This window comes from Microvirga arvi, assembly GCF_016892765.1.
Lineage (GTDB): Bacteria > Pseudomonadota > Alphaproteobacteria > Rhizobiales > Beijerinckiaceae > Microvirga > Microvirga arvi.
On record NZ_JAFEMD010000060.1, the window covers coordinates 18,860 to 30,180 of the forward strand.

General features: G+C 60.7%; 11 protein-coding genes. 7 read left to right on the forward strand and 4 right to left on the reverse strand.

The genetic code is table 11. From position 1 onward, the window contains the following. Positions 1 to 71 precede the first annotated feature (71 nt). From ILT44_RS24730 to ILT44_RS24740, 3 genes are all read left to right on the forward strand, one after another. Positions 72 to 977, forward strand: a complete 906-nt coding sequence (locus tag ILT44_RS24730; RefSeq protein WP_204242271.1) for a complex I NDUFA9 subunit family protein — start codon at positions 72 to 74, stop codon at positions 975 to 977. A 147-nt stretch (positions 978 to 1,124) separates the two neighbouring features. Continuing rightward, positions 1,125 to 1,763: a DUF6781 family protein gene (locus ILT44_RS24735; RefSeq protein ID WP_204242272.1), complete on the forward strand. Its 639-nt coding sequence runs from the start codon at positions 1,125 to 1,127 to the stop codon at positions 1,761 to 1,763. Positions 1,764 to 1,771: 8 nt separating this feature from the next. Next, positions 1,772 to 3,448 (forward strand): ABC1 kinase family protein, encoded by a 1,677-nt coding sequence (locus ILT44_RS24740; protein WP_204242273.1) that lies wholly within the window; start codon positions 1,772 to 1,774, stop codon positions 3,446 to 3,448. 487 nt (positions 3,449 to 3,935) lie between these two features. On the opposite strand, the gene ILT44_RS24745 is transcribed toward ILT44_RS24740, so the two are convergent. Continuing rightward, positions 3,936 to 4,502 (reverse strand): DUF1003 domain-containing protein, encoded by a 567-nt coding sequence (locus ILT44_RS24745; protein WP_204242274.1) that lies wholly within the window; start codon positions 4,500 to 4,502, stop codon positions 3,936 to 3,938. Between the two features lie 732 nt (positions 4,503 to 5,234). Between ILT44_RS24745 and ILT44_RS24750 the strand changes: the two genes are divergently transcribed. The 3 genes from ILT44_RS24750 to ILT44_RS24760 all read left to right on the forward strand — a co-directional run bounded on the left by ILT44_RS24750 (position 5,235) and on the right by ILT44_RS24760 (position 7,156). Further along, positions 5,235 to 6,236: an adenylate/guanylate cyclase domain-containing protein gene (locus ILT44_RS24750; RefSeq protein ID WP_204242275.1), complete on the forward strand. Its 1,002-nt coding sequence runs from the start codon at positions 5,235 to 5,237 to the stop codon at positions 6,234 to 6,236. 103 nt (positions 6,237 to 6,339) lie between these two features. Further along, complete coding sequence (locus ILT44_RS24755) at positions 6,340 to 6,657, forward strand: DUF1330 domain-containing protein (RefSeq protein WP_204242276.1); 318 nt, start codon at positions 6,340 to 6,342, stop codon at positions 6,655 to 6,657. Between the two features lie 247 nt (positions 6,658 to 6,904). Further along, positions 6,905 to 7,156 carry a hypothetical protein gene (locus ILT44_RS24760; protein WP_204242277.1) on the forward strand — a complete coding sequence of 84 codons (252 nt, stop codon included), beginning with the start codon at positions 6,905 to 6,907 and terminating at the stop codon, positions 7,154 to 7,156. 151 nt (positions 7,157 to 7,307) lie between these two features. Here ILT44_RS24760 and ILT44_RS24765 read toward each other — a convergent pair whose 3' ends face one another. Together ILT44_RS24765 and ILT44_RS24770 are read right to left on the reverse strand one after the other, a co-directional pair. Continuing rightward, positions 7,308 to 7,673: a hypothetical protein gene (locus tag ILT44_RS24765; RefSeq protein ID WP_204242278.1), complete on the reverse strand. Its 366-nt coding sequence runs from the start codon at positions 7,671 to 7,673 to the stop codon at positions 7,308 to 7,310. Positions 7,674 to 7,729: 56 nt separating this feature from the next. Further along, positions 7,730 to 8,824, reverse strand: coding sequence for an amino acid ABC transporter substrate-binding protein (locus ILT44_RS24770; protein ID WP_204242279.1), 1,095 nt, complete (start codon positions 8,822 to 8,824; stop codon positions 7,730 to 7,732). Between the two features lie 734 nt (positions 8,825 to 9,558). Here ILT44_RS24770 and ILT44_RS24775 point away from each other — a divergent pair. Beyond that, positions 9,559 to 9,936 (forward strand): hypothetical protein, encoded by a 378-nt coding sequence (locus ILT44_RS24775; protein WP_204242280.1) that lies wholly within the window; start codon positions 9,559 to 9,561, stop codon positions 9,934 to 9,936. A gap of 76 nt (positions 9,937 to 10,012) precedes the next feature. Here ILT44_RS24775 and ILT44_RS24780 read toward each other — a convergent pair whose 3' ends face one another. Beyond that, positions 10,013 to 11,020: an ABC transporter substrate-binding protein gene (locus ILT44_RS24780; protein WP_204242281.1), complete on the reverse strand. Its 1,008-nt coding sequence runs from the start codon at positions 11,018 to 11,020 to the stop codon at positions 10,013 to 10,015. Positions 11,021 to 11,321 lie beyond the last annotated feature (301 nt).

Genomic DNA, 11,321 nt, shown 5'->3' on the forward strand with positions numbered 1-11,321 from the left:
ATGGTACTGCGGAGGCGGAGAGATTACGCTATCAGCAGTCGAATGACCATGGTCTGAGACTTAGCCAAGTGATGCCACAAGTCACGGTTTTCGGTGGATCGGGCTTTATCGGCCGGCACCTGGTCGAGTACCTCGTCAGGACAGGGGCATCCGCACGGGTTGCGGTGCGCACTCCGCTTCTTAGGGCAGAGCGTGCGGTCCCGGAGGGAGTTCAACAGATCGCAGCGGACATTCTCGATGACGAGGCTGTCCGGGCGGCGATCCAAGGGGCCGACACAGTCATCAATCTGGTCGGCATTCTCGCGCAAGCGCACCGGCAAACCTTCACGGCCATCCATGAAGACGGGGCTCGCCGGGTGGCTGCCAGCGCCAAGCACTTGGGTGTCAGGCAACTCGTTCACGTGTCGGCGCTCGGGGCCAGCCGCACTGCACCCGCGCTGGCGGACCGCTCCAAGGCGGCGGGCGAAGAGGCGGTGCGCGCCGCCTTTCCCGAGGCGACAATCGTTCGGCCCAGTCTGGTCTTCGGGTCAGACGATCACTTTTTCAACGGCTTCGCCGCGCGGGCGCGACGGCTCCCGGCCCTGCCGCTGATTGGCGGCGGCCAAACGAGGTTTCAGCCCGTCTATGTCGAGGATGTCGTGGCGGGCTTCGGGGCCATTCTGGCGACCCCGGCGAGCCGTGGGAAGATCTACGAGTTCGGAGGTCCCCAAGTCTATACCTTCAGGGAGCTGCTTGAGTTTGTCTGTGCCATGATCAAGGCCCGACCGTTGCTGGTGCCCCTGCCGTTCTGGGCGGCTGAGCTGTTAGGCGGGCTGCTGCAAGTGTTTCCCGGTGCTCCGATCACTCGCGACCAGGTCCGGCTGCTGAAGACGGACAAGGTGGTCAGCGGCTCCGAGCCGCTGCTTGGTGATCTTGGTGTCGAGCCTCAAGCGCTCGAGACCATCGTGCCTGAATATCTCTCGGCCTACCGAAGGTAGAAAGAGGCTGACGCCCGCGCCCTGACCATGGCAGACCCTGACGAATACGGACATCGTTGCTGATGAGTACGCTGGAGTGCCGTTCTGGCTGTCATATGAACACGATTCGCGGTAAGCTGTTGGTGGTCAGAAGTCATGGAGCAGTCTATGCCCGAGCCCACCACATCTTCGGGGCAGGTGTCATCCTCCACGCCGGACGAAGATCTCGCAATCAGGCAGCGGGTTCGAGACCTGACCAGCCAGGTTCTCGAGCAGGGCCGGGTTGACACCGGGGCCGTCGCAGACATCGTTCGAGCAGTGACTGGTCAAAGGGCTGCCCCACCTCAGGTGAGCGATGCCGAGGCCCGCGAGGTGTTTGCCGACGCCGTGCGGGAGCTTGACGAGGCACTGCTGAACTCGGCGAACGCGACGCACGCCGCGCTCCAGCAACTCGCTGCACGAGGGAAAGACTTCACCACCAACGATCTGAAGGAAGCACTGGCCAGTCTGAGGACACTCGAAGAAGATTATGTGGCGGCGGCGGACTGCATTGCCGAAGCGATGAGTGGCAATCTGCGCCGCGAGATGACAGAGCTTGCAGGTCACGCTCAAGCGGTCGGCGCGGAGGCGAGCGCCCGAGCCGCGGGCATCATGGGGGAATTTGCCGGCCGCATGGGGGAAAGCGCGACCTCCGGTCTGCAAACGATGCGCGGCACGAGCATCCGCATGGCGTTGCTAGCCAGTGGGGTGCTGGCCGGTGTCGCCGACGCGCTGCGCGATCGTGCAGAGACGCGAAAGGGGAAATAGGTTAGTCCGTGTTCACTGCCGTTCGCGATCTGCCGCGCCTGCGCGAGATCAGCTCGGTCCTCATTCGCCACGGACTCGGCGATCTCGTGCGTCGCACCGGCACGGCGACGCTGCTGGAGCGCGCCGGACAAATCCTGCAATGGCGAGAAGCCGGTGACGTCGCCCATCTTGAACCGCAGCAGCGGGTGAGACTCGCGTTCGAGGAACTTGGGCCGACCTTCGTCAAGCTCGGCCAGATGCTCGCAACCCGAGAGGATCTCTTGCCGTCGGCCTGGACGGCTGAACTCACCCGATTGCACAGCGACGTGCCGCCGGCCCCTTTCGACGAGCTCTTGCCGCAGGTCGAGCAGGCGCTCGGGTCCTCTCCGTTTGAGGTGTTTGGCGATCTGGAGCGCGCTCCCTACGCTGCAGCCTCGATCGCGCAGGTGCATCGGGCCAAGCTGGCAAGTGGCACCCCGGTGATCTTGAAGATCCGCCGCCCGGGCATCGTGGCAAAAATCAACGCCGATCTCAGGATCCTCGGGTACCTTGCTCGTCTGGTCGAGCGCGAAATGCCGGAGGCGCGGTGCTACCGGCCCATCCAAGTGGTGGATCAATTGCGCCGCTCGCTTGGGCGCGAACTCGATCTAGCGGTCGAGGCCCGCAACATGGAGCGTTTTGGGCGCAACTTCGCCGACGATCCCGACATCCTCGTGCCCCAGGTGTATGGGGCCTGGACGAGCAGCGTGATGAATGTGCAGGAGCAAATCGTGGGCATTCGCGGGAACGATCTGGCGGCGATCGACGCTGCCGGTCTCGACCGAGCGACACTCGCTGCGCGTGGGGCCGACGCCGTGCTCAAGATGATTCTGGTCGATGGGTTCTTCCACGCCGATCCCCATCCGGGCAACGTGATGTTTCTGCCCGGCAACCGCATTGCGCTGATCGACTTTGGCATGGTGGGACGCCTATCGCCGACGCGGCGCAGCCAAATCGTCGATCTGCTGGCGGGGCTCGCGCGCCATGACGAGCAGGCCATGCTCGAGGTATTGCTTGACTGGCGCGGCGGTGCCACCGTGGACGAGGCCCGTCTCGCGGCCGATCTCGGCGAACTCGCCTTCGATTTCGCCGACGTGCCGTTGAAGGATCTCAGGATCGGTGTCTTGCTGCACAGGGTTTCGGCCGTCCTGCGCGAGCACACGATCATGATGCCGGCCGACCTTGCCCTCCTGTTCAAGGCGCTCATCAGCCTTGAAGGACTCGGCCGCCAGTACGATCCGGAGTTCCGCCTGATCGAACGGGCTAAGCCATTCCTCGACCAGGCCCTTCGGGAACGCTATCAGCCCGCGGAGGCCGTGCGACGGGGCGGGGCCACGTTCAGCGACCTTCTTGGCCTTGTCACGTCGATGCCGCGCGACATTGCGCGACTGATCAAAGACGCACGGCAGGGCCGCTTGCGGGTCGAGCTTGACCTCAAGCGCCTTGACAGCTTCGGTGACCGGCTCGACAGCGCAATCGATCGCGTTACGGTCGGTGTCATGACGGCCTCGTTGGTGATTGGGTCCTCGATCGTGATGACCGTACCAGGCGGGCCAACCCTGTTCGGTGTGCCTCTGCTTACTCTGGTGGGGCTGGTTGGCTATCTGATTGCATTCGTCAATAGCCTCTGGATCATCCTGTCGATCTGGCGATCCGGCCGGCGCTGATAACCGAGGCGTGCATGGGGCCGGACATCGCAAATTTTCGAACTGATAAGAAGCCGCACGGCTAGCGCATCGTGCGGAACCGAAGGTCAGCGTCAGCGAAAAGTGGATCCGGTTTTCCGTTCAAAACGATGCGGCATCAGTTGCTCTAATGAGTTGCTGCTATGTGGCGACCGTTCTTCCCACTCTCGCTTAACTTGGCGCCACGTTCCTAACAAGGTCCGCTGAGGGTCAGGCAATGAAGTTCGCTGATTTTTGGGAGCGTCTGGTTCCGTGAGGATTGCTGCCCTCCGGCTAACATCTCAGGTGTGCCATCACCAGACCTTTGCCGAGGCGTGTGACGAGCTCAGTTCAGCATCTCAGCCGAGAGGGCTTGCGCGAGCTGGCACAGGTCGATGGGCTTGTCGCAGTAGAGCACGTCGTCACAGGCTTGTGGCAGCCCCATTGCTCATAGGCGATCCAGGGCGGTAACGACTCAATGCGTCGCAGATCAGCTTGAGAGTGGCTTCGCAAGCGTTGCCCGCACCATCCTGTCTAATTCTGCAACCCGCTGCGTCTGATCCTGAAGCAAGCCTTCGAGATGCTCGACACGAATGCGGTCAAGCTTGTCGTGGAGGGCCATGATCTCAACCTCCGCCTTCAAGTTGACCTCGTAATCCAGGCTTGCCGCCAACCGATCTCTGGCGGCCTGTCGGTTCTGAGACATCAGGATCACAGGGGCTTGCAGCGCGGCAACCATCGACAGGATCAGGTTCAGGAAAATGAAGGGGTAGGGATCAAAGCCTCCGCCAAAGCTGGCCAGGGCAATGGTATTCACGACAACCCAAGCGATGAGCATCCCCGTGAAGATCATGATGAAGGTCCAAGACCCGCCGAATTGAGCGACCCGATCCGCGAAGCGTTCGCCCAATGTCTGCTGTTCTTCCAGAACACTGTTCACATTTCGGGCGACATGCGATCGCTTGGCAATATGAAGAATTACCCGCTGCTCGCGTTCGGACAGCCTTGTTACGCCGCTGTCCAGCAACTGCCGAGCGAGTTGAGTCACCTCGTCCATAAGCGCCCTCCGCTGTCACTCTGATCAGAGATAGCAGTCTACCCTAGCCACAGGCACCGGAGGAGGCTTACCGTTCGCTCACGTGGCATATCCCAAGGTGATCCAGAAAACCCACTATTGAACACCGAGACCGGTGCCGCTTGTCAAAATGCCGGGCGGCGGCTGCCTCATTGCCAAGCTCTCCAATTGGACCCCGCTGTATACATGATCAAGACGAGACCCACTAGGATCAGAGAAGCATAGTGATGCGCTTTCCAAGGTTCTCATCTCCTGGATTGCACCCATAGCTTGCCAATTCTCTCTGACCCTATCGAATAATTCATTATTCGAGACAATCATATACTTAGGTCGAATAAGCGTGTATACTTCAATAACTTTAGGAGGACATCATGGTTCAGAGAATCAGGTCCTACATTTCTTACGAAAACGAAGCGCTCTTTGCTGCGGCTCTGGCCTTCCTGTTCTGCGGGGCCGCGATCTTGGGATTCATGTGATGTTTTCCCAAGTATTGATTTCACTCCTCCTGATGGCTGGCATTCTTGCCTTTTGCACGCTGACGATCCGCTCCCAATGGTGAGAGAACCCGGCTCTGGAGGGCCGGTCGCTGCATTTTCGCTGGGGTCGCTGGTCGGTCAGGAACGTCACTCAGCACTGGCCATTTATCCTGTAGACCGAGGAGCTCGACCGACGCGACATCGGTCTGAGCAGGCCCATGAAGGGCGGTACCCGAGGATGAACAAGCGCGCCTCAGTCATACAACGCCGCCTCGCAGCAATCTTCTACGCTGACGTGGCAGGCTATGTGCGCCTGATGAATGCGGATGAGACCGGAACTCTGGCCCTGCTCGCCTCCCGCCGCGAGATCATGGATCGGCACATCACCCAACACGGCGGTCGCACGGCCAATACCGCAGGCGACAGCATTCTCGCCGAGTTCCCAAGCGTCGTCGATGCAGTCCGATGTGCGGTTGGCATTCAGGAGAGGATTGCCGCGGCCAACGAGGAAACCCCCAAGGAACGTCGCCTCACTTTCCGGATTGGCGTCCATGTTGGAGAAGTCATGGTTCGGGACGGTGACATGTTTGGCGATGGGGTGAACATTGCCGCCCGCATGGAGAAGCTGGCACAGCCGGGACTGGTCTGCCTCTCAGGAACGGCCTATGACTACGTCTCCAGGGTGCTGCCACTGGCCTTTGACGACCTCGGAACGCAACTCGTGAAGAACCTGGATGCGCCCATACGGGCTTATTTGGCCCGCCCGTCTGATCATCCGCAGTCTCGAGCGCTGCCCCCGGTTCATCGCCGCAGTGAGTTCAATCTGGGGCGACGCTTCCATACCATCCTGAACCATGCGCTGGTGGACGTGACCAAGCCCGAAGGCCTGACGCTGGTCGAGCCTGCGGTGCTGGCCTCCCTTCACGATGCGCCCAACATCGACGAGCGGCGACTGGCCGAGCGGATCGGCATCGACCTTGCGAGTGCCCAGCGGATGGTCCGGCACCTGGAGCTTCTCGGCTTCGTTAGCCGAACACCGGGGAAACACGGACGCGACACGCGTCTCCTCAGCCTCTCACCCGAAGGGCTCGAACTCTATGCACGGTTGTACCCGGCGATCCTTGCGGTGCGGGATCGCGTGATGGCCGCCCTGTCGGAACGGGAGCGTGAGACCCTGCAGGACCTCTTAGCGCGCGTGATCAACGCCAATGAACTCAAGAGCAATCGTCGCTCCGACTGATCCTGGCGAGACCAAGTGGCTGAACCGAGGGCGCATCCCTCTGAGCGCTATGACGGATGGCTCCGGTGTGCTGTGATAGCGCAAGCCTTCAGGGAGGTATCCCATGGCCTATGTCATGTTTCAGTATGACCGCCCGACCGAGCCCCATCGCTGGAACGACTACAACCAGCGGGTCCGGGGCTGGATTGCCGAGCTTCTACAGATCCCAGGTGCGGTGTCCCTTATGGCCTATCGCACGACTGATGGAGCCAGCCCGGACACGATCACCATGCTGGAGTTCCGCACTGTGGAGGATGCCCGCAAGGCGCAGGAATCCGAGCAGATGCAGAGAATTCTTGATGGGCTACGGTCGCTCGGCGTGGCCGCCAGGATCCTGCTGGTGGAGCGCTCGCCATTTACGCCCGAGCCGTTTCAAGCGTGAGACCAGAGCCGCGTTGGGAGGGCAGGCGAGCCTGCGAGGTATCAACCAACCTCGCAATCTCGACCGTAGGCTAGAGCACGTGGAATGGAGCCCGACTTAAAATCCGCTGACCCTGATCAGGGTGCGAGCTTGAAGAAGGCCCACGTCCTTTGCGGAATGTCATTTATTGAGTTCGGTGAAACTGTTTATCATGTTGCGAAGGGCACTCTGTTGCGAAGGGCACTCTCTTGGATGAGAGGAGGCTGCCATGGGCGCATCGATCCAAAGGCTCCGCCACCACATCTCCCGTCTGCCGTTCTTAAGCTTCCTCCGTAACCGTGACTATGTCGTCGAGCCGTGGGGTTCTACAGATGAGGTCACATTCAGGTTCAAGGAGTGCGAGGACGACTGCGGGCCGTCCGCTGAGGAGGTCGAGGCGAAAGAGCATGTGCGTGCAGAACAGTTCAGGCGCGATCAGCTTTTACCTATTATGGGATGGTCTACCGGCGCACCGGGCTAAACGACGGATGCCAGGGGTCATCCCTTGCACGTGACAAACAAGGCCGCGTATTAGCGCTAAACACTTTGTGGGTCGGGCAACCGCTGGGCCATGCAAGTTTAATTGATTGGGGGATGATGAATTGCGCAAACCGGATGGCTGATGCTTGGAGCTAGGCGCCGAGTTCGAAGATATAGAACATCCCAAACCCGACGACGATCAGCCCTGCGCTCACGATCTTTGCCACGAGGAGCGGTACTGCGGCGCTCTCGATCTCGGCACGCCTTTCGGCTCTCTCGGCTGCGGACATGCGCTCCACAGCGGCCATGTGCTGGGCGTAGAGGCTTGAGGCCTGACCGTGGCCGACTGGGCCGCCCCGCTCCATTTCGATGGTCAAGGCAAGCACTCCAATGATCAGACCGAAGATGCCTATGCCAAGGAAACCGACGATCCGGTAAGCAACGGAGGACACTCCTCCCACGCTGACCACCAGCAACAGGAGATAAGTCCAGTCCAATGTCCTGAGGCGCAGGTGCATGTTACATTACCTTCAGGGATGGACTGTAAACTGCAATCGGCCGCTCTTGAGTATCCTCAACGGACCGGAATGCCATACTGGAGCCCTCCCTTGCTCCACAGGGCGTTCTGACCGCGCTTGATCTTCAGGCGCGAGCCCTCGCCGACATTCCGGTCAAAGCTCTCACCGTAGTTGCCCACGTGCCTGATGATGCGCACGGCCCAGTCGTTGGGCAGGCCGATGGCCTCACCGAACTTGCCCTCCGTGCCGAGGAGACGCTTGATCTCCGGGTTCTCGGAGGTCTTCATCTGGTCGACATTGGCCTTGGTCACGCCGAGCTCTTCGGCGTTCAGCATGGCATTGTGGGTCCAGCGGACGATGTCGGCCCACTGGTTGTCGCCGTGGCGGACGGCCGGGCCAAGGGGCTCCTTGGAGATGATCTCAGGCAGCACCACTTGCTCATCGGGCACCGACGCGCGCAGGCGCTCGGCATAGAGGCCGGAAGCATCCGTCGTGTAGGCGTCGCAGCGGCCGGAATCGTAGGCCTTGAACGTCTCGTCCGAGGTCGCAAATGCCACCACTTCGTACTTCATGTTGTTGCCACGGAAGAAGTCGGCGAGGTTCAGCTCGGTCGTGGTGCCCTGCTGGGTGCAGATCGATGCGCCGTTCATCTCCTTGGCGGAGGCAACGCCAAGTTTCTTGCGGACCATGAAGCCCTGGCCGTCGAAGTAAGTAATCGCTGGGAAGTCGAGGCCGAGCTGCGTGTCGCGCGACATGGTCGCGGTCGAGTTACGGGACAGCACGTCCACTTCGCCCGACTGAAGCGCCGTGAAGCGGTCCTTGGCGGCGAGCGGGATGAAGCGAACCTTGGTCGGGTCGTCGAAGATGGCAGCCGCAATGGCGCGGCAGAACTCGACGTCGAGGCCCGTCCAATTGCCCTGCGTGTCGGGCAAGCCGAAGCCGGCAAGGCCATTGTTCGAGCCGCAGGTCAGGAAGCCCTTCTGCTTCACACTGTTGAGCGTCGCCTGGGCCGAGGCGTCCGTGGCAAACAGGCTAGCTGTCAGGCCGAAGGCAATCGACACAAGAGCCTTTTTCACGGTGTTGGATCGACTAGGACGAGGATCGTCATAGGTGTGGATCTGTGCCTGTGACAGGTTGCTCTGAAGTACCATTTTAGCCTCCCTCAAAGGGGAGGAAGTCGTCCAAATTCTGTGTGGCTCATGAGGACGGATTAGGAATCCGCCAGAATTAGGAGCACCGGCAGCTATGACGCGACGTCCTCACCCAGCAACGGCATCATAGCACCTTTCAGGGCTCAGCCCGAAGATAATGCTGGCCGACTGGACCCACCTCTGTTGTAAGGGCACCGGCTGCTGCTGACCGGGTCCATCGGTTTGAGGGCATCGGGTCCAAGACGGCCCGACCGAGCAGGGACGAGATCGCGCGTGTAACGGCACCCAACGAGCAGCTTCCCGAAGGGCTGGTTCCCTGATCCTAACAACACCTATGGGACCGCACAATGAACAGACAGTGCCCTTATGGAACAGTCCGAGAGCCCGGGTGTCGACAGCCACTGGCATCAAATCCCGGAGTGGCCATGCCCCGCTACCTGTTCAACTCCATGACGGTGACCGCTTCACGCCTGATCAGATGGGGTGAAACTGGAGGGCGAACGAAGCAAAGCAGACTCTGCCGGACATCTTGAAGGACGAGGCCGGACGGGAAATCGTGCGAACTAAGCTCTCGCTGGCCCCGGAAGGCCGCTTGGCCACGGTTCTGTTGTAAGCGTGTCGGAACGGGCGTATTCTCAAGCCTGCAACTGACCTAGCCTCTCTTGCAGCGCCTCGTGGCTCCGACACAGCGCCCCGAGCCGCCCTGAGGGACCGAGCCCGTAACGGAGGGGCGTATGTGTTCAAGCACTGCGCTTATCGCCATTGTTCTCGCCGTCAGCCTGCCGTTGCCGCTCCAGGCCCACGACATCTACTCGCATCTGAAGGACAAGTCGGGTGCAAGCTGCTGCGATGACAGGGATTGCCAACTTGCTCCGTACCGGTTCACCGTAAATGGCGTGCAAATGCTCGTGGCCAAACGATGGATCGACGTGCCAAGCGAGAAAATCCAATATCTTGCGATCCCAGGGGATACGGGCGAGACAGGCGGAGGGCATTGGTGTGGGTTAGCCTATGAACCCAGCGGCGGCGCTTCGTACCTCACGCGCTGCGCGATCCTGCCGCCTCAGTCTGCATCGGTCCAGGTCGAGTGGCTTGGCGTGTCAGGACAGTAATTCGCATGCCGCGCAGTTTGGGAAGGCGTTTATGGGACTTGCCACGCCGAAAACGAGGATGCTGAGGCAGAAATCTTCATTCAATCACGTCATCGGCAACCAGCAGAGACTCAAACTCTCCGCTAATCGTCCCCCGCAACTCTCTCGCGGTCTTTAGATTGATCACAAGCTCGAATTTGATCGGTTGCTCCACCGGCAACTCTGCCGGGTTTGCCCCTTTCAGAATTTTGTCCACATACGCGGCAGTCTGCCGGGCAAGGTCGACCTGGTTGACGCCGTAGGACATGAGCCCGCCAAGGTTCACGAATTCCCTGGCTGCGCCCATTGCCGGCAATCTGCCGTTCGCCGCAAGACGCACGATGCGATTGTATTCGCCAAACAGCATCGGGCTGGGCATGACAATCAGCGCGCCGGCATGCTCTCTGGCCATCGCGGCGAACGCGCCGACGACATCCTCCGGGCCAAACGCCGGCACGAGTTGAAGCTGTAATCCCAAAGTCCGGGCCGCACCCTCCATTTCATGCAGGAGACCTGCCATCGTGCGTTCGCTGTATGCGTTTGGATGCCAAAGGACCGCAACACGGGAGAGGCCAGGGACGACCTCTCGGAGCAACTGTAGGCGCTTGGCGGACACCTCTGGGCCGAGAAAGGTCGTCCCCGTCACATTCCCGCCTGGTCGTGCAAGGCTGGCGATCAGCCCGTCGGCGACCGGATCAGCCATGCCGACCACGACAATGGGGATTGTGCCCGTTGTGTGCTTGGCCGGGAGCGCAGCTGTTGTACTAAACGCGACAATGAGATCGGGCTTGCGCCTCACCAGGTCAGCGGCCAGCCCGGAAAGCCGATCCGACCTCCCATCGGCATAGTATCGCTCGATTGCGAGGTTCTGTCCCTCCGTGTAACCAAGGTCGTGCAGTCTTTGCAGGAGGGCGTTGAGCATATTGAAGATGGGGTCGGGAAGCTCAGAGCGGCCGGGGGACAGGAAGGCGATCCGAGGCATCTTCGTTGCCGGCTGCGCATATGCCGCGAGTGCCCACGCAACCGCCGCGCTGCCGAACAAGGTGATTAAATAACGTCGTTGCATTGCCTTACCTCGGCTCGGCAGCGCGTCGTGCTGTCATTTACCTCAGGCCATTAACCGTTGCGCATGAGACCCAAGCATACAGCTAAATGCATGTCGGCGCATGGGACTACGGGAGAAGCCGCGAATTTCCGGTAAGGCCTGTGTGGACGGCGGTTATGAAACCGCCATTCAGCACACCTGCACACGCTGTGCTATACTGTTTTCAGTTGGTGAACCCGAAGGTGGCTGATGCGACGGCGGGAGTTCGTCATCGGTCTTGGCTGCGCGGCCGCCGTATGGCCGCTCAGGACGCGCGCCCAGC

Coding starts and splice junctions, on each gene's coding strand:
- ILT44_RS24730 (WP_204242271.1), top strand. CDS start 72: ATGCCACAAGTCACGGTTTTCGGTGGATCGGGCTTTATCGGCCGGCAC.
- ILT44_RS24735 (WP_204242272.1), top strand. CDS start 1,125: ATGCCCGAGCCCACCACATCTTCGGGGCAGGTGTCATCCTCCACGCCG.
- ILT44_RS24745 (WP_204242274.1), bottom strand. CDS start 4,502: ATGGACGAGGTGACTCAACTCGCTCGGCAGTTGCTGGACAGCGGCGTA.
- ILT44_RS24750 (WP_204242275.1), top strand. CDS start 5,235: ATGAACAAGCGCGCCTCAGTCATACAACGCCGCCTCGCAGCAATCTTC.
- ILT44_RS24755 (WP_204242276.1), top strand. CDS start 6,340: ATGGCCTATGTCATGTTTCAGTATGACCGCCCGACCGAGCCCCATCGC.
- ILT44_RS24760 (WP_204242277.1), top strand. CDS start 6,905: ATGGGCGCATCGATCCAAAGGCTCCGCCACCACATCTCCCGTCTGCCG.
- ILT44_RS24765 (WP_204242278.1), bottom strand. CDS start 7,673: ATGCACCTGCGCCTCAGGACATTGGACTGGACTTATCTCCTGTTGCTG.
- ILT44_RS24770 (WP_204242279.1), bottom strand. CDS start 8,824: ATGGTACTTCAGAGCAACCTGTCACAGGCACAGATCCACACCTATGAC.
- ILT44_RS24775 (WP_204242280.1), top strand. CDS start 9,559: ATGTGTTCAAGCACTGCGCTTATCGCCATTGTTCTCGCCGTCAGCCTG.
- ILT44_RS24780 (WP_204242281.1), bottom strand. CDS start 11,020: ATGCAACGACGTTATTTAATCACCTTGTTCGGCAGCGCGGCGGTTGCG.